The organism is Mitsuaria sp. RG (assembly GCF_028369275.1).
Lineage (GTDB): Bacteria > Pseudomonadota > Gammaproteobacteria > Pseudomonadales > Pseudomonadaceae > Aquipseudomonas > Aquipseudomonas peradeniyensis.
Genome location: NZ_JAQMYQ010000021.1, coordinates 63,614 through 89,109, shown reverse-complemented (window position 1 = coordinate 89,109; position 25,496 = coordinate 63,614). Strand labels below are relative to the sequence as shown.

Genomic DNA, 25,496 nt, shown 5'->3' with positions numbered 1-25,496 from the left:
ATGGCGGGGGCCTATGGCCATTGGGGAGAGGGTTTTCTCCAGCCTGTGTCGGCCCTTTCGCGGGCAAGCCCGCTCCCACAGGTATTTCACAGGGCCTGAGGGCGGCGCGATCCCTTTGGAAGCGGGTTTATCGGACCGCCGCACCGCCGCGAAGCAGGCGACGCGGTACCTGGCACCGGCTATGCCGGTGTTCGTGGCTGAAGCCGCTCCCACAGCGACCGTGCAGCTCTCAAGCCACGCCTGTGGGAGCAACTGTCTTGCTCAATTTTTAGAATCTGGCGCGATCCCTGTGGGAGCGGGTTTATCGGACCGCCGCACCGCCGCGAAGCAGGCGACGCGGTGCCTGGCACCGGCTATGCCGGTGTTCGCGGCTGAAGCCGCTCCCACAGTGACCGTGCAGCCCTCAAGCCACGCGCCACGCCTGTGGGAGCGGGTTTACCCGCGAAGAGGCCGGCACAGGCAACCGATCAGCTGTTGTGCATCCGGTCCCGATGGGTCAGCGTCGGGAACAGCTTCATCCACACCCCGGTCACCACCAGCGTGCCCACGCCACCGAGCACCACCGCCGGCACTGTGCCAAACCAGTGCGCGGTAACGCCCGACTCGAACTCGCCGAGCTGGTTCGAGGCACCGATGAACAGCCCATTCACCGCGCTCACCCGGCCGCGCATCTCGTCTGGCGTCTCCAACTGCACGAAGGCGCTGCGGATGACCATGCTGATCATGTCCGCCGCGCCCAGCACCACCAGCACCGCCAGGGAGAACCAGAACGAAGTGGACAGGCCGAAGGCGATGGTCGCGACGCCAAATATGCCCACTGCGGTGAACATGGTCAGACCCACCTTGCGTTCCACCGGGAAGCGCGCCAGCCACAGCGACATCAACAATGCACCGACGGCGGGCGCCGAGCGCAACAGACCCAGGCCCCAGGCGCCGGTGAGCAGGATGTCCTTGGCGAACACCGGCAGCAGGGCGGTGGCACCGCCCAGCAGCACGGCGAACAGGTCCAGCGAGATCGCGCCGAGGATATCCGGACGGCTGCGGATGAAGCGGATCCCGGCCAGCAGCGAGTCGAGGTTGGCCCTGCCTGGCTGCGGCGGCTGCCGACGGGCATCGAGGCTCAGGGTCAAAAGACAGGCGATGAGATAGAGGACTACGGTCGGACCGTAAACCCAGGTACTGCCGAGGGCGTAGAGCAGGCCGCCCACCGCCGGGGCGACGATGGTCGCCGCCTGGGACGCCGATGCAGAGGCCGCCACCGCGCGTGGGAACAGCCCGGGGGGTACCACGTTGGGCAGCAGGGCCTGGGTCGCCGGCATCTCGAACGAGCGGGCGGCCCCCAGCAGGAAGGCCAGCACGAAGATCAGTTCGCGGCTGACGTTGTCGGTAAAGCTGCCCACGGCCAGTGCGAGGGCGATCAGCGCCTGCAGGGTCTGGCACAGGGCGGCGACCTTGCGCCGGTCATAGCGGTCGGCGACGTGACCGGTGTGCAGCATGAACAGCACGCGGGGGGCGAACTCGACCAGCCCGACCAGGCCCAGGTCGAGGACATTGCCGGTGAGCTGGTAGAGGTGCCAGCCGATGGCCACGGTGAGCATCTGGAAGCCGCTGGCGGTGAACACGCGGGCCAGCCAGAAGGCGAGGAACGGGCGGTGATGGCGCAGCAATTTCGGGGCGGAATCGGACATCGGGGAGCCTGCGACCTCGGTACCAGAGGGGGCTGAAGAGTAACATCTGTTTGTAACAAATAGTTGCTGAAAGCCGCGTGGATCAACTTTTCACACGCAAAAAAAGAGGGTGAGGCAACCGGTCACGCGGCAATCAACCACACATCCGGATGGGTCATTCGGGACTATGCTTCCATTCAGTCGTTGACCTGGATCAATCGTTCCAGATGCAACGATCTTGGCCCTCGGGCCGGAATCCCCGCGATCGAACAGAACAATTCCAACGCGCCGCACTCGATACCCGTGGGGGCAGTGGGCGACAGGCCATGAGCCCGGTCGCCGGATTACCTGAAGAGGAAGCACCATGTTCGGATTGGAAGCCCTAGAGCTCGCCCGAATCCAGTTTGCCTTTACCGTGTCCTTTCACATCCTGTTCCCGGCCATCACCATTGGCCTGGCGAGCTACCTGGCGGTCCTCGAAGGCCTTTGGCTGAAGACCGGCGACAATACCTACCGTGACCTCTACCACTTCTGGTCGAAGATCTTCGCCGTCAACTTCGGCATGGGCGTGGTCTCGGGCCTGGTCATGGCCTACCAGTTCGGCACCAACTGGAGCCAGTTCTCCGACTTTGCCGGGTCCATCACCGGTCCATTACTTACTTACGAGGTCTTGACCGCCTTCTTCCTCGAGGCCGGTTTCCTCGGCGTCATGCTGTTCGGCTGGAACCGTGTCGGGCGTGGCCTGCACTTCTTCGCCACGTGCATGGTGGCGCTCGGCACGCTGGTGTCGACGTTCTGGATCCTCGCCTCCAACAGCTGGATGCAGACGCCCCAGGGCTACGAGATCGTCAATGGCCAGGTGATCCCGGTGGACTGGTTCGCGGTGATCTTCAACCCGTCCTTCCCCTACCGGCTGATGCACATGGCCACCGCGGCCTTCGTCGCCACCGCGTTCTTCGTCGGCGCCTCGGCGGCCTGGCACCTGCTGCGCGGGCGCGACAACCCGGCGGTGCGCAAGATGCTGTCGATGGCCATGTGGATGGCGCTGATCGTCGCGCCGGTACAGGCGGTGATCGGTGACTTCCATGGCTTGAACACCCTCAAGCACCAGCCGGTGAAGATCGCCGCCATCGAAGGCCACTGGGAGAACAAGCCCGGCGAGCCGACCCCGCTGATCCTGTTCGGCATTCCCGACATGCAGGCCGAGACCACGCGCTTCAAGATCGAGATCCCGGCGCTCGGCAGCCTGATCCTCACCCACAGCCTGGACAAGCAGGTCCCGGCGATGAAGGACTTCCCGCCCGAGGATCGACCCAATTCGACCATCGTGTTCTGGTCGTTCCGGATCATGGTCGGGCTGGGCATGCTGATGATCTTCGTCGGCCTGTGGAGCCTGTGGCTGCGCAAGCGCGGCACGCTGTACAGCTCGCGTCCGTTCCTCTACCTGACCTTGTGGATGGGCCCGTCCGGGTTGATCGCCATCCTCGCCGGCTGGTTCACCACCGAGGTCGGTCGCCAGCCCTGGGTGGTCTATGGGCTGATGCGCACCGCCGATGGGGTGTCCAACCATAGCTACGCGCAACTTGGTTTCACCCTGGTGATGTTCGTGGTGGTCTACTTCGCCCTGTTCGGCACCGGCATCGGCTACATGATGCGCCTGGTGCGCAAAGGGCCGAAGACCGGCGAAGGCGAGGAGCACACCCCGGGTGGCCCTGGCCAGAAACGCACGCCGGCGCGGCCACTGTCCGCCGCCGATGAAGGCCATGAGGCCGACTCCGCCAGCCTGAGCAAGGGGAACTGAGATGGGTATCGATCTTCCGCTGATCTGGGCCGTGATCATCATCTTCGGCGTCATGATGTACGTGGTGATGGATGGTTTCGACCTGGGAATCGGCATGCTCTTCCCCTTCGTCAAGGACGAGCGTGACCGCGATGTGATGATGAACACCGTCGCCCCGGTATGGGACGGCAACGAAACCTGGCTGGTGCTGGGCGGCGCGGCGCTGTTCGGCGCCTTCCCGCTGGCCTACTCGGTGGTGCTGGAGGCACTGTACCTGCCGTTGATCCTGATGCTGGTGGGCCTGATCTTCCGTGGCGTGGCCTTCGAGTTCCGTTTCAAGGCCCGGGCCAACAAGCGGCACATCTGGGACAAGGCGTTCATCTGGGGCTCGCTGGTGGCGACCTTCTTCCAGGGTGTGGCCCTGGGCGCGTTCATCGAGGGCTTCAAGGTGGTCGACCGCAAGTTCGTCGGCGGCACCCTGGACTGGCTGACGCCGTTCACGCTGTTCTCCGGCCTGGGCCTGATCGTCGCCTACACCCTGCTGGGCTGCACCTGGCTGATCATGAAGACCGAAGGGCCGCTGCAGAAGCAGATGCATGACATCGCTCGGCCACTGGCGCTGGTGCTGCTGGCGGTCATCGGCGTGGTCAGCCTGTGGACGCCGATCGCCTATCCGCAGATCGCCGAACGCTGGTTCAGCATGCCCAACCTGGTCTGGTTCATGCCGGTGCCGATCCTGGTGCTGGTGACCTTCTACGGCCTGCTGCGGGCGGTGGCGCGCAATGCCCACTACACGCCGTTCCTGCTGACCCTGGTGCTGATCTTCCTGGGCTACAGCGGGCTGGGTATCAGCCTGTGGCCGAACATCATCCCGCCGTCGATCAGCATCTGGGACGCCGCGGCGCCACCGCAGAGCCAGGGCTTCATGCTGGTGGGCACGCTGTTCATCCTGCCGTTCATCCTTGGCTACACCTACTGGAGCTACTACGTGTTCCGCGGCAAGGTGACCCATGAAGATGGCTATCACTAGGAGCGTATCGTGATGAACGTCGAAGAGAAAAAGCCGCTGTGGCAACGCCTGGGTTGGCTGGTGCTGATCTGGGGGCTGAGCGTGGCGGCGCTTGGGGTGGTGGCTTATGGCATGCGCATGTTCATGAGTGCGGCAGGCTTGAGTACCCACTAGGTTGTGAGGGCTGCGGTGCAGCCCGATCGCGGGACAAGCCCGCTCCTACAGAACCAGTAGGGGCGGGCTTTTCTCGTTTTCTATCGGGTGTTTATTTACGGGCTTTCAACACCACGAACTTCGGCGTCGCAGCCACCTGCTCGACCCCTCGGAACAATCGCGCCAGCTTGCTGTGGTAGCCCAGGTGGCGGTTGCCGACGATGTACAGCGCGCCACCGACCTCCAGCGCCTCCCGGGCCTGCTGGAACATGCGCCAGGCGAGGAAGTCGCCGACCACCTGCTGCTGGTGGAACGGCGGGTTGCACAGCACCACGTCCAGCGATTGTTTCTCCTGACCGGCCAGGCCATCCGCGGCCCTGATCGTCACTTCGCGATCACCCAGCGCCGCCTGCCAGTTCTCCCGCGCCGACTGCACCGCCATGTACGACTCGTCGACCAGGGTGAACTGCGCATCCGGGTTGGCCAGGGCGCAGGCGATCGCCAGCACGCCATTGCCACAACCGAGATCGGCGACACGGGCGCGGCCCAGGTCGCGTGGCAGGTGTGGCAGGAAAGCGCGGGTGCCGATGTCCAGGCCTTCGCGGCAGAACACGTTGGCGTGATTGACCAGCTCCAGGGCCGGGCTGTCCAGGCGGTAGCGGCTGGGGTAGGGCGAGCGCGCGGTCGGGCGTTCGCCGACAGTGGCAATCAGCAGGCGGGCCTTCTTCTGCGCCAGCGAAGCCTGGACCGGGCCGATGTACTTCTCCATCAGGTCGCCGGCGGCGCGGGGCAGGTGCTTGATCATGGCCCCGGCGATCACCTGGGCGCCGGGCGCCAACTGGCCCTGCAGGCGGATCAGCTGTTCCTCGAGCAGGGCCAGGGTCTTGGGCACGCGCACCAGCACGTGATCGAACGGGCCCTGGAAGGTCTCGCTGGCCGGGATGAAGGGCACGCTGTCGAATGGCTTGCCGTTACCCGCCAGGTTCTTCTCCAGGGCCAGGTGCGCCAGGTGCGAGTCGCCGCTGCTGCTCACCTGCACATGCCCCGCGAGGCTCGCGGCCAGGGCGCCGAAGCTGTCGTTGAGCACCAGCACCTTGCAGCTCGCCTGCGGCGCCTGGGCCGCCAGGTGCTCCAGCAGGTACTGGTCGGCGGCGTCGAAGGCCAGCAACGGGTCGTTGGCCTGGGCCGGCTGGCGGATCAGGTCGAGGTCGGCGAAGGGGCTGTTGAACAGGGGCATGGCGTACGACTCAAGGTGGTGCTGGTCATCGCGGGGCGCGATGGACATGAGGTACGCGATTCTACAGATTCCGAGCCTTTACCTGGGACTGATCTGCTTGGCTTCGACGAGCTTGGCGACCGCCGCTGTCTTGTTGGGAGCATTGGTCTTGTCGATGGCGCTGCGGATATGAAAGTTCACTGTGCTGGTCGATAAGCGCAGGATCTTGGCAATATCCTCGGCAATCTTGCCTTTGGCGCACCAGTCCATCACCTCCAGTTCCCGCACGCTGAGCCCGTAGAGATGGGTCAGGTGATATTCACTGAGCAACGTGTGCAAGGTGTTGCATAGCCACATCGTTGCAGCGCACTTTTCGTAATGTTCGTCTTCGTCGATGGTGCGGGAGCGTCGGGACACGCTCAAGTGGCTTTCGTTATGCCGCAGGTCATGCGTTGACTGGGTCCAGCCGTAGGTCAGCCCGTGCGCATGGGCTTCCTCGCGCAGCTGTGGTACGTCGCGGAAGAGATCGTCGCTCCAGACAAAAGGCAGCTCGCCGAGGTGGCACTTTAATATTGTCGGATCCATACTGATGAAATTCTCGTTCTGGTAACGATCATTCCAGCTTTTGGGATAGTTGTTGTAGAGAATTACCTGTGGAACCTTTGCACAGGTATGCAGATGCAGCGTCAAACCCAGATACTCCATGTCGAGCTTCTGTATCAGGTCTACGGCGCATGCGAAAATCTGTTTGGGCTCGCGCTCGTCCAGCAGTTGCTGGAGATCTTCAGTCTTCCAGTGTGGCATCGATGAAGCTCCCTTCTGCTTCTCGCTGGATCCAATGTAGGAAACGCACGAAGCGAAGTGTAGGAAATCTCCTAACTCTGTGCTGGGTTTTTTTGTTATAGCTGTCACGCTTCCTTAGCTGATTGTGAGCAGGCCCAGACGATACCTTACAAACCGACGGTGTTTATCTCCGCTGCTTTGCGCGACACTACGCGCATCTGTTCCATGGAGCCCGTCATGACCGCCAGCGCCGACAAATTTACCCGCCAGACCCTGCTCGACGTCCAGCCCCTGACGCCCAACCTGTTTTCCCTGCGTGTCACTCGCGATGCCGGTTTCCGTTTCCGCGCCGGGCAGTTCGCTCGCCTTGGGGTGAGCAAGGCCGATGGCAGCGTCGCCTGGCGCGCCTATTCCATGGTCAGCGCGCCCCATGACGAGTTCCTCGACTTCTTCTCCATCGTGGTGCCGGGGGGCGAGTTCACCAGCGAGCTGAGCCGCCTGGGCGAGGGCGACACCCTGCTGATCGACCGCCAGGCCTTCGGCTACCTGACCCTCGACCGTTTCGTCGGTGGTCGCGACCTGTGGCTGCTGGCCACCGGCACCGGCATTGCGCCGTTCATGTCGATCCTGCAGGACTTCGAGGCTTGGGAGCGCTTCGACAACATCAAGCTGGTCTACTCGGTGCGCGAGGCGAAGGAGCTGGCGTATGTGGACGAGATCGCCGCGCTGGAGCAGCGCGACTACCTGGCGGAGTTCGCGGGCAAGCTGCAGTTCATCCCGGTGGTAACCCGAGAGCCGCATCCGGGTGCATTGAATGCGCGGATCACCACGCTGATCGAGAACGGTGAGCTGGAAAAGGCGGCGGGGCTGGCGCTGTCGCCGGAGCATTCGCGGATCATGCTGTGCGGCAACCCGCAGATGATCGACGAGACGCGCAAGGTGCTCAAGGCGCGTGACCTGCAGTTGAGCCTGAGCAAGCGGCCGGGGCAGGTGGCGGTGGAGAACTACTGGTAAGGCACAACAGCGCCTGTTGGATCGTCGTCACTGGGGCCGCCGAAAAGCGGCCCCAGTCGTTTTGTGCTTCAGGGCTGGCGGTTCTGCGCCTTGAGCAGGTCGCGAATCTCGGTCAGCAGGGTTTCCTCGGCGCTTGGCACTGGCGGTGCGGTCGGTGCCACGGCCTCTTCGCGCTTGAGGCGGTTGATCACCTTCACGCCCATGAAGATGGCGAAGGCGACGATGATGAAGTCGAGGATGGTCTGGATGAACTTGCCATAGGCCATTACCACGGCTGGCACATCGCCTTCGGCGGCCTTGAGCGTGATCGCCAGGTCGCTGAAATCCACTCCGCCGATCAGCATACCGATAGGGGGCATGATCACGTCGCCGACAAAGGACGAGACGATCTTGCCGAACGCCGCGCCGATGATGATACCTACCGCCATGTCGACGACATTTCCCTTGACCGCGAAGGCCTTGAATTCACTGAGCATGCCCATGCTGTATTCCTTTGTTACGAATGGAGAGGTAAACGCAGTGTAAGCCACTAAAACGCTTCATGCGTGACGTTCGCAGCTACAGACTGTGTTTAGCGCGAATAGTTTTGTCGCCTGCCGAGGCCTCCGGGACACGTCCGTGTTCGGCTATCATGGCGGTTTTTCCAGGAGACCCACCCATGGCCAAGGCCAAGCGCTTGTATGGCTGCACAGAGTGCGGCGCGACCTTCCCCAAATGGGCCGGCCAGTGCGGTGACTGCGGGGCCTGGAACACCCTGGTCGAGACCATGATCGAGAGCGGCGGCGCCGCGGCGCCGAGCGGGCGTGCCGGCTGGACCGGGCAGCAGGCGCAGATCAAGACCCTGGCCGAAGTCAGCGTCGAGGAGATCCCGCGCTTCACCACCAGCAGCACCGAGCTCGATCGCGTGCTCGGCGGGGGCCTGGTGGACGGCTCGGTGGTGCTGATCGGCGGTGACCCGGGGATCGGCAAGTCCACCATCCTCCTGCAGACCCTGTGTAACATCGCCACGCAGATGCCGGCGCTGTATGTCACCGGCGAGGAGTCGCAGCAGCAGGTGGCCATGCGCTCCCGGCGCCTGGGCCTGCCCCAGGAGCAGCTCAAGGTCATGACCGAAACCTGCATCGAGACCATCATCGCCACCGCCCGCCAGGAAAAGCCGCGGGTGATGGTCATCGACTCGATCCAGACCATCTTCACCGAGCAGTTGCAGTCGGCTCCGGGCGGTGTCGCCCAGGTGCGCGAGAGCACGGCATTGCTGGTGCGCTACGCCAAGCAGAGCGGCACGGCGATCTTCCTGGTCGGCCATGTCACCAAGGAAGGCTCGTTGGCCGGGCCCCGGGTGCTTGAGCACATGGTCGACACCGTGCTGTATTTCGAGGGTGAGTCCGACGGCCGCCTGCGCCTGCTGCGGGCGGTGAAGAACCGCTTCGGCGCGGTAAACGAACTGGGCGTGTTCGGCATGACCGACCGTGGCCTCAAGGAAGTCTCCAACCCCTCGGCGATCTTCCTCAACCGTACCCAGGAGGAAGTGCCGGGCAGCGTGGTCATGGCCACCTGGGAAGGTACCCGGCCGATGCTGGTGGAGGTCCAGGCGCTGGTCGACGACAGCCACCTGGCCAACCCGCGACGGGTGACCCTGGGGCTGGACCAGAACCGCCTGGCCATGCTGCTGGCGGTGCTGCACCGGCACGGCGGCATCCCCACCCACGACCAGGACGTGTTCCTCAACGTCGTTGGTGGCGTGAAGGTGCTCGAAACCGCCTCGGACCTGGCGTTGCTGGCCGCGGTGATGTCGAGCCTGCGCAACCGCCCGCTCGCCCATGGCCTGCTGGTGTTCGGCGAGATTGGCCTGTCGGGTGAGGTGCGCCCGGTGCCCAGCGGCCAGGAGCGTCTGAAAGAGGCGGCCAAGCATGGCTTCAAGCGCGCCATCGTGCCCAAGGGCAACGCGCCGAAGGAAGCGCCCGTCGGGTTGCAGGTGATTGCCGTGACCCGTCTGGAACAGGCGCTGGATGCACTCTTCGAGTAATGCTGTTTCTTGCAAGTGATTCTCAATAACCAGTAGCATACCGCCACCTTGCGACCACCCCATGGAGAGCGTGTGGCGGAGTTCGACCTCAAGCGGCTGTTCACAAAGCACGCGAAAAACCTTCAGGGCCTGCTCTCGCGCAAGGTGCGCGACCCGCAGCTGGCGGCCGACCTGGTGCAGGACAGCTTCCTGCGCCTGGCCGAGCAGCAACGTCATGAGCCGATCGACAACGCCCAGGCCTACCTGTACCGCACCGCGCACAACCTGATGATCGATCACGTGCGCCAGCAGCAGCGGCGCAAGACCGACACGGTGCCCCACGAAGCCTTCGAGGCGATCGTCGAGGATGGCCCCGGGCTCGAGGAGCAGGCCGTGCGTGAGCAGCACCTGCGTCGCCTGCAGGCGATCCTCGGCGAGCTGCCCGAACGTACCCGGGAAATCTTTCGCCTCAACCGCCTGGAAGGCATGACCCACGCCGAGGTTGCCCGGCACCTGGGGATCTCTGACAGCTCGGTGCAAAAGCATCTGGCCAAGGCCCTGGCCTATGTGATGCAGTGCCTGCAGGAAACCGAATGACCAACGGTTTACTGACAAATGCCGCTTCAGACGTCAGCCCAGACATAACCAGATCACGAGAGAACCGTGTGAGCAGCCAGAACGAGCAAGCCATCCGCGAGCAGGCCGCCGAGTGGGTGGTGCTGCAGCAGGCCGGTCCCCTGGGCCCGGCGCAGCAGCACGCCTTGGACCAGTGGTGCGCCAGCGATCCCCGGCACGCCCAGGCCTATGGTTTCGCCCAGGCCACCTGGGCTGACCTTGGGCAATTGGCAAGCTTGCCCGCCGTCTCGGCCGTTCGCCCCACGACTCCCCTTCAGGGCAGCCCGGTACGGCGACGGCGACCTCGGTTGCGCCGGGCTGTCGCCAGCGCGGCGGCGCTGTTGCTGGCCGTGCTCACTGTGCAGCAAGGGCCGCAGGCATGGCTAGGCTGGCGTGCGGACTACCTCACGGGTATCGGCGAGGTGCGCCGGGTGACCCTGCCCGATGGCAGCCAGGTCGAACTGGACAGCCGTAGCGCCGTCCAGCTTGCCTTCGATGATCGGGAACGCCGCGTACGCCTGCTGTCTGGTGAAGCCATCTTCACCGCCGCACCGGTCACGGCCCAGGACGCACGCCCGTTCGTGGTCGAATACGCCGGGGCTACCAGTCGCGCCCTCGGTACACGCTTCGTGGTTGGCGCGCAGGGTGAGGGGGGCTGGGTCGGCATGTTGGAGCACAGCGTCGCCGTCGAGCTGCAGGCGCCGCCGTTGCAGGGCCCGGCCAGCCAGTTACTGGAGCAGGGCGATAGCTTGCGCTATGACCAGCGCAAAGGGATACGACCCTGGCCGGGTCACGATCTGCGGCGGGCCACGGACTGGCAGCGCGGCGTGCTGGTGTTCGAACGCCAGCCGCTCGCCGAGGTGGTCGCCCGGCTCAATCGCTACCGTGCTGGCCAGCTGGTAGTCGCCAGTGACGCACTGGCCCGGCGTGAGGTCAGCGGCGTATTCCGCCTCGACCAGCTAGGCACCGCCCCGGTGGTGCTCGGTGACGAGCTCAAGGCCCGGCTGATCGAGCTTCCAGGCCTGGCCGTGCTCTACTGAACGCGGCTTCGGCAAAAAACTTTCTATTTTAGTTACTGACTTTTCCTGCGTTGCTCGTCTGATTTTTGAGATTGATTTTCATTACTAGAAAACGCCAACAACGGACGAGCAACCGCAGTGAGCACGCCACGACAACAACCCTTGCGCCCTCTGGGCCGCCTCGCCCTGGCCGGCAGCCTGGTCCTGGGCAGCTGTGCTTTGCCGATGGGGATCGGCATGGCACACGCCGCCGATTCGCCAAGCACCGCCAACCGCAACCTGGTGCGCTTCGATATTCCGGCCCAGTCGCTCGACAGCGCGGTACTGGCCTACGCCGAGCAGTCCGCTGTGCAGGTGTTCTTCGACAGCCGCAAGCTGGCCGGCCTGCGCAGCGAGGGGCTGCGCGGCAGCTACCCGGCTGAAGAGGGCCTGCGCCAACTGCTGCGCGGCACGCCGGTACGCTACCACTTCAGCGCCGCCGGACAGGTCGGCCTGGAGCGTGTCGCCCAGGACGGCGAGGTCCTGGAGCTGGGCGCGACCCATGTCGACTCTCAGCGCGATGGCGATTGGGTGTACCAGACCCCGCGATCGGTCAGTGTGATTACCCGCGAGCAGATCGAGCAGCGCGCCCCTCGTCATGCCGCCGACCTGCTCGAACAGACCGCGGGCGTGTACACCGCGGTCAACCAGCGTGACCCAGGACTGTCGGTGAACATCCGCGGCGTGCAGGACTATGGCCGGGTCAACATGAACATCGACGGCATGCGCCAGAATTTCAACGTCAACGGCCACCAGCAGCGCAACGGCGTGATGTTCATCGACCCCGAGTTCATCCAGGGCGTCGAGATCGACAAGGGCACCTCGGCCGGCATGGGCGGTGCAGGAGTGATCGGCGGCATCGCCAGCTTCAACACCGTCGATGCCCGCGACCTGCTCGGCCAGGGCAAGGAAATCGGTGGTCGTCTGCGCGCCGGCCACGGTATCGGCGAGTTGGGCAACGGCACCTACTTCAATGGCAGTGCGCTGTTCGCCGTCGGCAATGAAGCCGGCGATATCCTGCTTGGCCACAGCGAGCGGCATTTCGGCAACTACCGCAGCGGTACGCAGAACGCCGACAACCTGGGCACGCAGATCCGCGGCAAGCTGGAGAATCGCGAGGCCTGGAAGAGCTGGCTGCATGGCGAAGTGGGGGCGATGGACAGCGTGACCCGCTCCCAGCTGTTCAAGTTCGGCCTCAACTTCGCCGACGACCAGCGCCTGCAGTTCAGCTACATCGAGACCGACACCGACAGCAAGGACGCCTGGACCTACAACGACAGCAACGCCAACCGCTATTACTACCGGGTCACCGGCACCAACGACATCAATGCGAAGAATGCCGCGCTGGACTACAGCTTCACCCCGGACAACGACCTGATCGACTTCAAGGCCAAGCTGTACTACGTGACCACCCGCCAGGACCGCTGGAACGCCGACAACCTGTCCAGCGCCGCCACCGGCAACCGCGTCGAGGCCTACACCGACCGCTTCCAGACCGACACCTGGGGCCTGCAGCTGCAGAACACCTCGCGCTGGCACCTGGGACAGGCCGACACCCTGAGCTTCAACTACGGCACCGAGTTGTTCCAGGACAGCTTCCGCCCCAGCACCGAGCGCATCGCCGCAGTCAACGAGGTGGAATCGCTACCCTACGTGCAGGGCGCCAACCCCAAGGGCAAGCGAGTGATGGCCAGCCTGTTCGGCAAGCTCACCTACGAGCATGACGACTGGCTCACCCTGGATGCCGGGCTGCGCTACGACCGTTATCGCCTGAGCGGCAAGACCGGTGTCACCACCTGGATGTACCCCGAAGGCGTCACCGAGGTCGGCCTTACCCGCCAGCAGACCCACATGATCTTCGACGAGGACACCGAGGAGGGACGCTTCTCGCCGACCTTCGGCATCGCGCTCAAGCCCGGGCCGGACTGGTTGCAGGTCTATACCCGCTGGGGCCGTGGCTGGCGCCCGCCAGCGGTGACCGAAGTGTTCATGAGCGGCCGCCCGCATGCCGGCGGCAGTGCCGAGATGGTCTACCCCAACCCGTTCCTCAAGGCCGAGGAGTCGCACAACTGGGAGCTGGGGCTGAACATCTTCAAGGAGTCGCTGCTGCGCGACGGCGACCGCTTCGGCGCCAAGGTCGCCTACTTCGATACGCGCATCGACAACTTCTCGTTCCTCGACACCAATGTCTCGCTGCCCGGCAGTAGCGTGGCAGGCATCGCCCTGGGCCGTTCGGCCTACCAGAACAACCTGGAGACCACACGCTTTCGCGGCGTGGAATACAGCCTGGACTACGATGCCGGTGCCTACTACGGCCAGCTCAGCTACACCCACATGATCGGCAGCAACGAGTTCTGTTCCAACCAGTTCTACATGGGTGGCGCACAGCGTCTGGTCAGCGCCGGTACCGTCATGCGCCCGGTGCGGGTGGGCAGCCGCATCATCATGCTGCCGGTGCGCGTATCACGCGCCGAGGGCGCCGCAGACACCAACGCTATCGTCAGTTGCGGCGACATCATGGGCAACGCCTCGTACATGCCCGCCGACCGTGGCGCCCTGACCCTGGGCATGCGCCTGCTCGAGCGCACCCTGGATGTGGGCATGCGCGTGCGTTACAGCGAAGGCAACGGCGAGAACCTCAAGAGCCATACCTACAACCAGATCGATCAGGCCCAGTGGCCGCAGTACACGGTCTACGACCTCTACGCCAGCTACTGGATGACCCCCAGCCTGAACCTGGCCCTGTCGCTGGAGAACGCCACCGACGAGGCCTACTTCGTGGCCATGGGCGACGGCAACAACCTGTCGCTGGCCCGCGGCCGCACCTTGAGCGGCATGCTCGAGTACCGCTTCTGAACCAACCGGGTTTGCCCATTCCGGGCGACGCGAAGGCACGGAACGCGCCTTCGTCATCACTGTGCAACAACGAGGAACCGTTATGACCATCTCCGTTAACTATGACGCCGCCTTCGCCAGCTCGACCGTCGACGACTACCTGGCCTTCTGGAGTGCCGGCTTCGTCACCGCCGGCCATGGCTACAGCAACACCGGCGGCTTCAGCAACGGCACCTTCGATGGCGACCAGTACGCCACCCACGGTCGCAACAACTCGGACTACGCCTTCATTGCCGACAGCGACAGCGCCAACGGTCTGCACTATGTGTTCGACCCGTCCAAGGCCCCGGGCGACAACCTCAACCACTACCTGTGGGGCTCGCTGGACAACGTCTCCCTGGGTGAAGTGCTCGGTGGCGGCAGCGGCAGCGACTTCAGCCTGGGCAACTACGTGGTCAGCTTCAACGGCCTGGACCTGGATGCCGCGCAGGGTGCCGGGCGTGCCGGCAACGAAGTGCAGGGCGTGATCTACGGCCTGATGCAGGGCAACACCTCGGCCCTGGAAGGCGTGCTGGACAACCTGCTGGCCGGTTATGGCGTCTCCACCAACAGCACCTTCGCCGAGATCGGTGCGGCCCTGGCCGCCGGCCCGGCTCACGCCGCTGCTGCCGAAGCGGTCGGCGTGCAGGCGCTGCCCGAGGACCTGGCCCTGGCGGCCTGAGCGCAGGCATGAAAAAGCGAATGGAAGGTCACCCTGCCATTCGCTGATCTGATGCACTTACCCCGCAGCCCGTGTCTTTGCCGGGCCCAGGCTGCGGCGGTGCGAATTCTGTGGCGACGACAGGGCGAATGCAATCACCGGTCGGCGCCTTCTACGAGGTTTCCAACAAATGCGAACCGCTCCCGCCGCGGCCAACGAAGTGCTGCGGGCGCTCAGGGCCTGCCGTGCCGGGCTTGGCAACGTTGCGCTGTTCACTGCGGTGATCAACGTGCTGATGCTGGCCCCGGCGCTGTACATGCTGCAGGTCTACGACCGGGTCCTGTCGTCGCGCAACGAGATGACCCTGCTGATGCTCAGCCTCATGGTGCTCGGGGTGTTCGCCTTCATGGGCCTGCTGGAGTGGCTGCGCAGCCAGGTGGTGATCCGCCTGGGCACGCGCATGGACATGGACCTCAACCCACGGGTGTTCGAGGCCGCCTACGAGGCCAGCCTGGCCGGGCACAAGGGTGCCGCAGGGCAGATGCTCGCCGACCTGACCGCGCTGCGCCAGTTCGCCACCGGTCAGGCCCTGTTCGCGTTCTTCGACGCGCCGTGGTTCCCGGTGTACCTGCTGGTGATGTTCATGTTCAGCCCATGGCTCGGCCTGATGGCGCTGCTGGGAGCGGTGCTGCTGACGCTGCTGGCCTGGGTCAACGAGCGCCTGACCCAGGCGCCGTTCGCCGAGGCCGGGCAGCTGTCGCAGCAGGCCGGCCTGGAAGCCAGCGCCAACCTGCGCAACGCCGAGGTGATCGAGGCCATGGGCATGCTGGCGCCGGTGCGTCAGCGCTGGGCGCGCCTGCACCATGGCTTCCTGGCTCGGCAGAACCTGGGCAGCGAGCGTACCGCGGCGGTCACCGCGCTGACCAAGACCGTGCGCCTGGCGCTGCAGTCGCTGGTGCTCGGCCTGGGCGCCTGGCTGGCCATCGAGCAACTGATCACGCCGGGGATGATGATCGCCGGCTCCATCCTCATGGCCCGGGTGCTGGCACCGATCGACCAGTTGATCGGCGCCTGGCGCCAATGGAGTGGTGCGCGCCTGGCCTATCAGCGCCTGAGCGAGCTGCTGCTGGCCCAGCCGCCGCGTCCGGCGGGCATGCCGCTGCCGGCACCGCTCGGCAAGCTGACGCTTGAGCAGGTGGCGGCGACGCAGCCGGGCAGCAGCCGTCTGTGCCTGAACAACCTGGGCTTCGAGCTGCCGGCGGGCGAGTCACTGGGGATCATCGGCCCGTCCGGCTCGGGCAAGTCGACCCTGGCGCGGCTGCTGGTCGGCGCCGTTGCCCCGGCGAGCGGCAAGGTCCGCCTGGATGGCGCGGACCTGAGGGTCTGGGACCGTGGCGCACTGGGTCAGCATATCGGCTACCTGCCCCAGGACGTGCAGCTGTTCGCCGGCAGCATCGCCGACAACATCGCCCGGCTTGGCGCGGTGGATGCCCAGCAGGTGGTGGCCGCGGCGCAGCTGGCGGGGGTGCACGACATGATCCTCAAGCTGCCGGGCGGCTATGACACGCTGCTGGGCGAGGGCGGGCTGGGCCTGTCCGGCGGCCAGCGCCAGCGCATCGGCCTGGCGCGGGCGCTGTATGGGCTGCCGGCGCTGATCGTGCTCGACGAGCCCAATTCCAATCTCGATGAAGCCGGGGAGCAGGCGCTGGTCGAGGCCATTGCCAGGCTGCGCGAGCACAAGCGCACGTTGATCCTGATTACCCACAAGTCCTCGCTGCTGGCCGGCCTGGACAACTTGCTGATGCTCAAGGGCGGCCAGTTGCAGGCCTTCGGCCCCACCGCCCGGGTGCTGCAGGACGCACAACGGTCCGCCCGGCCGGCTCCCTCACCCGTCGCGCCACCCACCACACGCAATCCCATCGGCCTGAGCGTCACCTTCGGCCAGCCAAGAGCCTGACTTCATGAGCGTACACGCCCTCTCCACGCAAAAGACCGAGGCGAGCCTGCTCAGCCTCGACGAACACCGCCCGGGCCGGGTCGGCCGCTGGCTGGTGCTGGCAGGTTTTGGTGGCTTCCTCCTGTGGGCCGCGTTGGCGCCGCTGGACAAGGGTGTGCCGGTCAGCGGCAGCGTGATGGTCGCCGGTAGCCGACAGGCCGTGCAGCACCCCACGGGCGGGGTGATCGAGCAGTTGCTGGTGCGTGACGGCGACACGGTGAGCGCCGGCCAGGTCGTGCTGCGCATGGACCCGACCCTGGCTCAGGCCCAGGTCGGCTCTCTACGGGTGCAGTATGTCAACGCCCGCGCCGCCGAAGCGCGCCTGCTGGCCGAGCGCGATGGCAGGGCTTCGATCGAGTTCCCGCAGGGGCTGCGTGACCAGGCCGGCAGCGCCTGGGTGGCCACGGTGCTGGAGAGCCAGCGGCAACTGCGCAGCAGCCGCGCCCAGGCGCTGGAGATGGAACTCGGCGGCCTGCGCGAGAGCATCGCTGGCGCCGAAGCCTCGCTGCAGGGCCTGCAAGGCTCGCTGACCAGCAAACAGGCCCAGCGTGACGCGCTGGACGAGCAACTGCGCGGCCTGCGCGAACTGGCTCGGGATGGCTACATCGCCCGCAATCGCCTGCTCGACAGCGAGCGGCTGCTGGCCCAGGTCAACGGCTCGATCGCCGAGGACTTCGGCAGTATCGGTCGCACCCGGCGCCAGGTGCTGGAACTCAAGCTGCGCATCGGCCAGCGCCAGCAGGAGTATCAGAACGAGGTGCGCCAGCAGCTCGCCGAGCTGCAGGCCAGCGCCGAGGACCTGGACAACCGCCTGCGCAGCGCCGAATTCGAGCTGGCCCATACCCAGGTGCGGGCGCCCGTGGCCGGCACGGTGGTCGGCCTCAGCGTGTTCACCAACGGCGGGGTCATCGCCAGGGGCCAGCAACTGATGGAGATCGTGCCGCGCGATGCGCCGTTGCTGGTCGACGCCCGTGCCTCGGTGGACATGGTCGACCGCCTGCGCCCAGGGCTGCCGGTGGAATTGATGTTCGTCGCCTTCAACCAGAGCACCACGCCGCGAGTGGATGGCGAGGTGACGTTGGTCTCGGCCGACCGCCTGCTCGACGAAAAGACCCAGCAGCCCTACTACCAGGTGCGCATCAAGGTCAGCGAGCTGGGCCTCGGCCAACTGGCCGGCCTGGATATCCGTCCGGGCATGCCGGTGGAGGCCTTCGTGCGGACCGGCGAACGCTCGATGCTCAACTACCTGTTCAAGCCACTGGCCGACCGGGTGCATGTCGCCCTGGCCGAGGAATAAAAGGATGTCAGTGTTTTTGCGTGCCGCCTGCCCGCTGCTGTTGTTTACGAGTCTGTCGGCGCAGGCCCTGGACCTGGGCGACGCCTATGCCCTGGCCCTGCGCAACGATCCCACCTGGCAGGGCTCCATCGCCGAGCGCGAGGCGGGGCTCGAGAACCTGGCGATCGGTCGTGCCGGCCTGCTGCCCAGGCTGTCGTACCGCTACAACCGCGCCCGCAACGATTCCGAGGTGACCCAGCGCAGCCAGTTCGGCGACGTGACCACCCAGCGCGACTACCGCAGCTACAGTTCGACCCTGACCCTCGAGCAGCCGCTGTTCGACTATGGTGCCTGGAGCGACTACCGCCGTGGCGTGGCCCAGGCCGCCCTGGCCGACGAGCGCTATCGCGGCCGTGGCCAGGAGCTGATGGTGCGTTTGTTCGGCGCCTACAGCGAAGCGTTGTTCGCCAACGAACAGATCGCCCTGGCCCAGGCCCAGCGACGCACCTACGCCGAGCAGTTGACCCTCAATGAGCGCCTGCTCAAGGGCGGCGAGGGCACCCGTACCGATGTGCTGGAAACCCGCGCCCGCTACGAGCTGGCCCAGGCCCAGGAGATCGAGGCCGGCGACAATCTCGATGCGGCGTTGCGCGTCTTGCAGGCGATCATCGGCGAGCCGGTGGCAGTCGAGGACCTGGCGCCGATGGCCGGCGATTTTCGCGTCCAGCCGCTCACCCCCACACGTTTCGAACCCTGGCGCGACCTGGCCGTCGCCCACAACGCCGAACTGGCCAGCCAGCGCCACGGGCTCGAGGTCGCCGAGCAGAACATCGAGCGGCAGCGGGCCGGGCACCTGCCTTCGTTGAGTGCCTATGCCAGCAAGGGCATTTCCAGTTCCAGCTCCGAGAGCAGCTACAACCAGCGTTACGACACCGACAGCATTGGCGTGCAGTTGAGCGTGCCGCTGTTTGCCGGAGGCGGTGTGCAGGCGTCGGTGCGTCAGGCCCGGGCCCAGCGCGATGCCGCGGGTTTCGAGCTGGATGCGCAGCTGCGCGACACGCTCAACCAGCTGCGCCGGCAGTTCAACCTGTGCGCCAGCGGCACGGCGAAGATCCGTGCCTACGACCTGGCGGTGAAGGCCGCCTCGGCCCTGGTGCAGGCCACGCGCAAGAGTGTGCGGGGAGGGGAGAGGGTCAACCTGGATGTGCTGGACGCCGAGCAGCAGCTGTTCGGTGCCAGGCGCGACCTGGCGCAGGCACGGCATGAGTACCTGCGGGCGTGGTTGCAGTTGCGCTATCTGGCGGGGGTGCTGGAGGCGGGGGATCTGAATGTGTTGAACCGGTACTTCGTGGCGCACGGCTAGAGCGACTCAGCGGATCGAACGTGGGAGCGGGCTTGCCCCGCGATGGCGTCCTGTCATGAAGTGATGTTGTACCGACAGACCGGATCGCGGGGCAAGCCCGCTCCCACAGTGCCCGCATCCCACAGTGCCTGCTTGCGCACATGCTCGAGACGAAAAAAAGAGCCGACGATGCGCGTCGGCTCCCCCTCGATGACCGTCCTGGTCAGCGATCAGTGTTCGGCAACTGCCTTGCGCCTGGGCGCCTCGTTGCCGTGCTCGTCGAGTTCCAGCACCGGAACCTCGTTACCGTCGGCGTCGAACAGCTTGCCATCCTTGAAGTAATCGCCATCGCGCAGGGCCGAGATGTCCGAGTACTGGATGGTGCGCTCGTAGGCCGCGGCGAACACCGACTGGTTTTCCGAGTTGCCGGTGGTGAAGTGGTTGAAGATCAGGTTCAGCAGGATGGCCATGATCGCCGCCGAGCTGATGCCGGAGTGGAAGATGGTTTCGAACCAGCTCGGGAAGTTGTGGTAGAAGGTCGGCGCCGCGATCGGGATCATGCCGAAGCCCAGCGAGGCGGCGACGATGATCAGGTTGACGTTGTTCTTGTAGTTGACCTTGGACAGGGTACGGATGCCGCTGGCCGCCACGGTGCCGAACAGCACGATGCCCGCGCCGCCGAGGACCGGGGTTGGTACCGCGGCGATGACCCGGCCCATGATCGGCAGCAAGCCCAGCACCACCAGGATCACCCCGCCGGTGGCCACCACGTAGCGGCTCTTGACCCCGGTCACGGCCACCAGGCCGACGTTCTGGGCGAAGGCGCTCTGGGTGAACGAGCCGAAGATCGGCGCCAGGATGCTCGACGCCATGTCGGCGCGCAGGCCATTGCCCAGGCGCTTGGAGTCGACCTTGGTGTCGATGATCTCACCGACTGCGAGGATGTCCGCCGAGGTTTCCACCAGGGTCACCATGATCACGATGCACATCGACAGGATCGCGGCGATATGGAAGGTCGGCATGCCGAAGTGGAACGGCGTGGGGAAGGCGAAGATCGGGCCTTCGGTGACCTTGCTGAAGTCGGTCATGCCCAGCGCCCAGGCAATCAGGGTGCCGGCGACCATGGCCAGGAGGATCGACAGGCGCGAGATGCTCGCGCTGCCCAGCTTGCTCAGCAGCAGGACGATGGCGAAGGTCAGCCCGGCCAGACCGATGTTGGCCACGCTGCCGAACTCCGGCGAGGCGCTGTTGCCGCCCATCACCCAGCGTGCGGCCACGGGCATCAGGGTCAGGCCGATGGTGGTGATGACGATGCCGGTGACCAGCGGCGGGAAGAACTTGGTGATGCGCGAGAACACCGGGGTGATCAGGAATCCGATGAGCGAAGCCGCCATCACCGCGCCCAGCACCGAAGGCAAGCCGCCACCGCTCTGACTGCCGAGGATCGCGCCCATGGTCGCCACGCCGGCGAACGATACGCCCTGCACCAGTGGCAGCTGGCAACCGAAGAACGGCAGGCCGAGGGTCTGCAGCAGGGTGGCCAGGCCTCCCGCGAACAGCGAGGCGGCGATCAGCAGGCCGATTTCCGCCGGGGCCAGGCCGGCGGCCTGGCCGAGGATCAGGGGTACGGCGACGATCCCTCCATACATGGTCAGGACATGCTGCAGCCCGTAGGCCAGGTTGGCGCCAAGGCCGAGATTTTCGTCCTCGGGGCGCGGGGCGGGAGACGTGCTGGGGGACGTGGTCATTGGAGCAGGCTCTCTGTTTATTGTTGTGTCGCTACTGTAGACAACTACCACAAAAAATTGCCACAAAAATTGTATACAAAGTTTTGATCGTAGCGACGGAACGGGTGCGTCCAGGGTGCGTGAAACCTGGATGCAGGTTGCGTTCCAACATGCAGGAGGCTGTTCCAGAGGGGTGTGTACAAACAGGCTGGCGGGTGTAGGAAAGCTGTCTGGCTGGACAGGAAAGCCGTCACAGCCAGATAGATAGCAGGCTAAGAGATATCAATCTTCGATGAGTTCGCGCAGCTCGCGCATCATTTCGGTGCTGTCACCCACGTTCAGCTCCACCAGACGGTGCAGATGGGTCATCGAATCGATATCGATGTGCAGGCAGATGAAACCCAGACGGCTCGGCTCCTCGTGGCGCAGTTCGACCTGCATCAGCACCTGGGTCTTCTTGTCGTTGAGGTGGATGATCGCTTCGAAGTCCTGGGTGAGGTCGGCATTCCAGGGATCGGGGCGCTCGATCAGCAATCCCTTGAGCGACAGGTCGAGCAGTTTCACCGGCCAGCGCCGCTCGCCCTGGCGCAGTTCAGTGGGGGCATCGAAGGCGATGCGTTGAAAGCGGCGGCGTTCGTCGTGGTCGCTCATGGGAAAAGCCCTCGGGGGTTCAACCTGACTATAGTGGGTTATGTTGCCGTATCAGGTACCGCAATCTGGCCGCAGAGGCTCTAGACCAAAGCAAGTGTGGCAATGCGCTTTGACTGGCCCTAGACTCGATGGGCGGTCTTTCCAATCCACCAGCTGGAAGTAAACCATGAACAACAATAATAGCCTGCTACGCCACATTCCGTGGCTGGCGCTGGCAGTCATAGGGGCCTGCGCGCTGGGTGTGGTTGCCCTGCGTCGCGGTGAGGCGATCAATGCCTTGTGGATCGTGGTCGCGGCAGTGGCCCTCTACCTGGTCGCCTACCGTTACTACAGCCTGTTCATCGCCACCAAGGTGATGCAGCTCGACCCCCGCCGGGCCACGCCCGCGGTACTCAACAACGATGGCCTGGACTACGTCCCGACCAACAAGCACATTCTCTTCGGCCACCACTTCGCCGCCATTGCCGGCGCCGGCCCGCTCGTGGGCCCGGTGCTCGCCGCGCAGATGGGCTACCTGCCCGGCACGCTGTGGCTGATCGCCGGCGTGGTGCTGGCCGGCGCGGTGCAGGACTTCATGGTCCTGTTCCTCTCCACCCGCCGCAACGGCCGCTCGCTGGGCGACATGGTGCGCGAGGAAATGGGCCGCATCCCCGGCACCATCGCCCTGTTCGGCTGCTTCCTGATCATGATCATCATCCTCGCGGTGCTGGCGCTGATCGTGGTCAAGGCCCTGGCCGAGAGCCCGTGGGGCATGTTCACTGTGATGGCGACCATCCCGATCGCGATGTTCATGGGCATCTACATGCGCTACATCCGCCCGGGCCGCATCGGCGAGATCTCGGTCATCGGCGTGGTCCTGCTGCTGCTGTCGATCTGGCTGGGGGGCCAGATCGCCGCGGATCCGGTGTGGGGCCCGGCGTTCACCTTCACCGGCGTGCAGATCACCTGGATGCTGGTCGGCTACGGCTTCGTCGCCGCCGTGCTGCCGGTGTGGCTGGTGCTGGCGCCGCGTGACTACCTGTCGACCTTCCTCAAGATCGGCACCATCGTCGGCCTGGCCATCGGCATCCTGATCATCGCGCCCGAACTGAAGATGCCGGCGCTGACCCAGTTCACCGACGGCACGGGCCCGGTGTGGAAGGGCACCCTGTTCCCGTTCCTGTTCATCACCATCGCCTGCGGCGCGGTGTCCGGCTTCCACGCGCTGATCTCCTCGGGGACCACGCCCAAGCTGCTGGACAACGAAACCAACGCCCGCTACATCGGCTACGGCGGCATGCTCATGGAGTCGTTCGTCGCCATCATGGCCATGGTCGCCGCCTCGGTGATCGAGCCGGGCGTGTACTTCGCCATGAACAGCCCGGCCGCAGTGGTCGGTGCCGACGTCGTCTCGGTGGCGCAGACCGTGAGCAGCTGGGGCTTCATGATCACCCCCGAGCAGCTCGAGGCCACCGCCCGCGACATCGGCGAGCACACCATCCTGGCCCGTGCCGGCGGTGCGCCAACCCTGGCGGTCGGTATCGCGCAGATCCTCCACCAGGTGCTGCCGGGTGAGAACACCATGGCGTTCTGGTACCACTTCGCCATTCTGTTCGAAGCACTGTTCATCCTCACCGCGGTGGACGCCGGTACCCGTGCCGGACGCTTCATGTTGCAGGACCTGCTGGGCAGCTTCGTGCCGGCGCTGAAACGCACCGAGTCGTGGACCGCCAACCTGATCGGCACCGCCGGTTGCGTGGCGCTGTGGGGCTACCTGCTGTACCAGGGCGTGATCGATCCGCTGGGTGGCATCAACACCCTGTGGCCGCTGTTCGGCATCTCCAACCAGATGCTCGCCGGCATCGCCCTGATGCTGGGCACCGTGGTGCTGATCAAGATGAAGCGCCAGCGCTACGTTTGGGTCACCCTGCTGCCGGCCGTGTGGCTGCTGATCTGCACCACCACCGCGGGTCTTATCAAGCTGTTCGACCCGAACCCGGCGGTCGGCTTCCTGGCCCTGGCCAAGAAGTACAGCACCGCGCTGGACGCCGGCCAGGTGCTGGCCCCGGCCAAGGACATCGGCCAGATGCAGCACGTGATCTTCAACGCCTACACCAACGCCGGCCTGACCGTGCTGTTCCTGGTGGTGGTATTCAGCGTGCTGTTCTTTGCCGTCAAGGTCGGCCTCGCCGCCCTGGGTCGCAAGGAGCGCAGCGACAAGGAAACCCCGTTCCAGGCCCTGCCTGACGCTTGAGAGGACCGCCGCGATGTTCAACGACCTGGGTCGACTGGGTAAGTACCTGGGGCAGGCCGCCCGCCTGATGGTCGGCATGCCCGACTACGACAACTATGTCGAGCACATGCAGAAGAAGCACCCGGACAAGCCGGTAATGAGCTACGAGGCGTTCTTCCGCGAGCGCCAGGAAGCGCGCTATGGTGGCAAGTCCGGGCCCAAGTGCTGTTGAACCTGATGCCGGCGCGGTCCTTGTAGGAGCGGCCTTGTGCCGCGAAAGGGCCGCGCAGCGGCCCCGGCAATATCTGCTGCGAACCTGAAAATCTGGGGCCGCTTTGCGGCCCTGTCGCGACACAAGGCCGCTCCTGCAAGGGATCGCGGCCTTTCTTTTTTTTCCGCACAGGAGATTTCCGCGTGCAAACGCCGATTCCCGTTACCGTGCTGACCGGCTTCCTTGGCGCCGGCAAGACCACATTGCTCAAGCACATGCTCAAGGCCGAGCATGGCCTGAAGCTCGCCGTGATCGAGAACGAATTCAGCGAGGCCGGCATCGACAGCCAGCTGCTGGGCGATGAACCGGTGCAGGTCATGACCCTGGCCAACGGCTGCGTGTGCTGCAGCATCCATGGCGACCTGACCCGGGCCCTGTACCTGCTGCTCGAACGGCTGGATGCCGGTGAAATCGCCTTCGATCGCCTGGTCATCGAATGCACCGGCCTTGCCGACCCGGCACCGGTGGCGCAGACCTTCTTCATCGATGAAGAGCTGCGCGAGCGCTATATCCTCGACGGCATCATCACCCTGGTCGACACTGCCCACGCCGAGCTGCACCTGACCCAGGCCATCGCCCAGGCCCAGGTCGGCTTCGCTGACCGCCTGCTGCTCAGCAAGACCGACCTGGTCGAGCCGCAGGTGGTCGAAGCCCTGCGCGAGCGCCTGGCGCGCATCAATGGCCGGGCGGCGATCCGTGTGGTCGAGCACGGCCGCATCGACCTGGCCGAGCTACTCGATGTGCGCGGCTTCAACCTCAACCCGGATCTGGGCATCAGCCCAAAGCCCACCTTGCGCCCGGTGCTCAAGCCGGCCACGCCTGACCGTATCTCGACGCTGGTGCTGCGCACTGAAACGCCGTTGGACATCGATCGGCTCAGCGACTTCATGAACGAGCTGCTGGAAGAGCACGGCAAGCAATTGCTGCGCTACAAGGGGGTACTGAACATTGCCGGCGAGGACCGCCGCCTGGTGTTCCAGGGGGTGTTGAAGCTGTACGGGTTCGACTGGGACGCCGAGTGGAAGGAAGGCGAGAAGCGGGAAAGCGTGATGGTGTTCATCGCCGATGAGTTGCCGGAGGAGAATATTCGGGCAGGGTTTGAGGCGTTGTATCACGCATGAGTGGGACGTAGCTGACTGGTTGATGCCGCCGAATGGCGGCATTTTTTTGCCTCGTTCAATTCGTT

Annotated in this window: 21 protein-coding genes; 15 read left to right on the top strand and 6 right to left on the bottom strand. The window is 65.1% G+C overall.

Annotation, left to right across the window (positions count from 1 at the left end):
* Positions 1-467 precede the first annotated feature (467 nt).
* On the bottom strand, positions 468-1,688 hold the full coding sequence (locus tag POF53_RS13905) for an MFS transporter (RefSeq protein ID WP_232855738.1): 1,221 nt from the start codon (positions 1,686-1,688) through the stop codon (positions 468-470).
* A 343-nt stretch (positions 1,689-2,031) separates the two neighbouring features.
* Here POF53_RS13905 and POF53_RS13900 point away from each other — a divergent pair, with 343 nt between their 5' ends.
* Genes POF53_RS13900 through POF53_RS13890 form a run of 3 tightly spaced genes read left to right on the top strand, consistent with a single transcriptional unit; the run spans position 2,032 to position 4,630 of the window.
* Positions 2,032-3,468 carry a cytochrome ubiquinol oxidase subunit I gene (locus tag POF53_RS13900; RefSeq protein ID WP_110739371.1) on the top strand — a complete coding sequence of 479 codons (1,437 nt, stop codon included), beginning with the start codon at positions 2,032-2,034 and terminating at the stop codon, positions 3,466-3,468.
* Between the two features lies 1 nt (position 3,469).
* The gene (cydB, locus tag POF53_RS13895) at positions 3,470-4,477 is read left to right on the top strand and encodes a cytochrome d ubiquinol oxidase subunit II (protein ID WP_110739372.1); all 1,008 of its coding nucleotides are present in this window, start codon (positions 3,470-3,472) and stop codon (positions 4,475-4,477) included.
* Between the two features lie 12 nt (positions 4,478-4,489).
* Positions 4,490-4,630 (top strand): DUF2474 domain-containing protein, encoded by a 141-nt coding sequence (locus POF53_RS13890; RefSeq protein WP_036986195.1) that lies wholly within the window; start codon positions 4,490-4,492, stop codon positions 4,628-4,630.
* Positions 4,631-4,721: 91 nt separating this feature from the next.
* Here the strand turns inward: POF53_RS13890 and POF53_RS13885 are convergent, their stop codons facing one another.
* Together POF53_RS13885 and POF53_RS13880 are read right to left on the bottom strand one after the other, a co-directional pair.
* The gene (locus tag POF53_RS13885; protein WP_498968131.1) at positions 4,722-5,894 is read right to left on the bottom strand and encodes a methyltransferase; all 1,173 of its coding nucleotides are present in this window, start codon (positions 5,892-5,894) and stop codon (positions 4,722-4,724) included.
* Positions 5,895-5,924: 30 nt separating this feature from the next.
* Positions 5,925-6,629, bottom strand: a complete 705-nt coding sequence (locus tag POF53_RS13880; RefSeq protein WP_234561961.1) for an autoinducer binding domain-containing protein — start codon at positions 6,627-6,629, stop codon at positions 5,925-5,927.
* 216 nt (positions 6,630-6,845) lie between these two features.
* Between POF53_RS13880 and POF53_RS13875 the strand changes: the two genes are divergently transcribed.
* The gene (locus POF53_RS13875) at positions 6,846-7,622 is read left to right on the top strand and encodes a ferredoxin--NADP reductase (RefSeq protein ID WP_232855737.1); all 777 of its coding nucleotides are present in this window, start codon (positions 6,846-6,848) and stop codon (positions 7,620-7,622) included.
* 68 nt (positions 7,623-7,690) lie between these two features.
* Here POF53_RS13875 and mscL read toward each other — a convergent pair whose 3' ends face one another.
* A complete protein-coding gene (gene mscL / locus POF53_RS13870) occupies positions 7,691-8,104 on the bottom strand; it encodes a large-conductance mechanosensitive channel protein MscL (RefSeq protein WP_110739376.1) in 414 nt (137 codons plus the stop codon).
* A gap of 176 nt (positions 8,105-8,280) precedes the next feature.
* On the opposite strand from mscL, the gene radA reads away from it, so the two are divergent.
* The 8 genes from radA to POF53_RS13830 all read left to right on the top strand — a co-directional run bounded on the left by radA (position 8,281) and on the right by POF53_RS13830 (position 19,470).
* Positions 8,281-9,648 carry a DNA repair protein RadA gene (radA, locus tag POF53_RS13865; protein WP_203650487.1) on the top strand — a complete coding sequence of 456 codons (1,368 nt, stop codon included), beginning with the start codon at positions 8,281-8,283 and terminating at the stop codon, positions 9,646-9,648.
* A 72-nt stretch (positions 9,649-9,720) separates the two neighbouring features.
* The gene (locus POF53_RS13860) at positions 9,721-10,224 is read left to right on the top strand and encodes an RNA polymerase sigma factor (protein WP_203650489.1); all 504 of its coding nucleotides are present in this window, start codon (positions 9,721-9,723) and stop codon (positions 10,222-10,224) included.
* Positions 10,225-10,292: 68 nt separating this feature from the next.
* Complete coding sequence (locus POF53_RS13855) at positions 10,293-11,282, top strand: FecR family protein (protein WP_498968127.1); 990 nt, start codon at positions 10,293-10,295, stop codon at positions 11,280-11,282.
* Between the two features lie 117 nt (positions 11,283-11,399).
* Entirely contained in the window at positions 11,400-14,156 is a 2,757-nt protein-coding gene (locus POF53_RS13850) for a TonB-dependent receptor (protein ID WP_498968125.1), read from the top strand.
* An 82-nt stretch (positions 14,157-14,238) separates the two neighbouring features.
* Positions 14,239-14,856, top strand: a complete 618-nt coding sequence (locus POF53_RS13845) for a heme acquisition protein HasA (protein WP_203650496.1) — start codon at positions 14,239-14,241, stop codon at positions 14,854-14,856.
* Positions 14,857-15,025: 169 nt separating this feature from the next.
* A complete protein-coding gene (locus POF53_RS13840) occupies positions 15,026-16,792 on the top strand; it encodes a type I secretion system permease/ATPase (protein WP_498968122.1) in 1,767 nt (588 codons plus the stop codon).
* A gap of 4 nt (positions 16,793-16,796) precedes the next feature.
* Positions 16,797-18,128: an HlyD family type I secretion periplasmic adaptor subunit gene (locus POF53_RS13835; RefSeq protein ID WP_498968120.1), complete on the top strand. Its 1,332-nt coding sequence runs from the start codon at positions 16,797-16,799 to the stop codon at positions 18,126-18,128.
* A 4-nt stretch (positions 18,129-18,132) separates the two neighbouring features.
* Complete coding sequence (locus POF53_RS13830; RefSeq protein WP_475859684.1) at positions 18,133-19,470, top strand: TolC family outer membrane protein; 1,338 nt, start codon at positions 18,133-18,135, stop codon at positions 19,468-19,470.
* Between the two features lie 209 nt (positions 19,471-19,679).
* On the opposite strand, the gene POF53_RS13825 is transcribed toward POF53_RS13830, so the two are convergent.
* Both POF53_RS13825 and POF53_RS13820 read right to left on the bottom strand, forming a co-directional pair.
* Positions 19,680-21,197, bottom strand: a complete 1,518-nt coding sequence (locus POF53_RS13825) for a nucleobase:cation symporter-2 family protein (RefSeq protein ID WP_050706911.1) — start codon at positions 21,195-21,197, stop codon at positions 19,680-19,682.
* Between the two features lie 261 nt (positions 21,198-21,458).
* Positions 21,459-21,827, bottom strand: coding sequence for a PilZ domain-containing protein (locus POF53_RS13820; RefSeq protein WP_028691346.1), 369 nt, complete (start codon positions 21,825-21,827; stop codon positions 21,459-21,461).
* Between the two features lie 166 nt (positions 21,828-21,993).
* On the opposite strand from POF53_RS13820, the gene POF53_RS13815 reads away from it, so the two are divergent.
* The 3 genes from POF53_RS13815 (at position 21,994) to yjiA (ending at position 25,431) form a co-directional block, all read left to right on the top strand.
* On the top strand, positions 21,994-24,060 hold the full coding sequence (locus tag POF53_RS13815) for a carbon starvation CstA family protein (RefSeq protein ID WP_050706910.1): 2,067 nt from the start codon (positions 21,994-21,996) through the stop codon (positions 24,058-24,060).
* Positions 24,061-24,073: 13 nt separating this feature from the next.
* Entirely contained in the window at positions 24,074-24,271 is a 198-nt protein-coding gene (locus POF53_RS13810; RefSeq protein ID WP_050706909.1) for a YbdD/YjiX family protein, read from the top strand.
* Between the two features lie 182 nt (positions 24,272-24,453).
* The gene (gene yjiA / locus POF53_RS13805) at positions 24,454-25,431 is read left to right on the top strand and encodes a GTPase (RefSeq protein WP_232855734.1); all 978 of its coding nucleotides are present in this window, start codon (positions 24,454-24,456) and stop codon (positions 25,429-25,431) included.
* Positions 25,432-25,496: the final 65 nt, after the last annotated feature.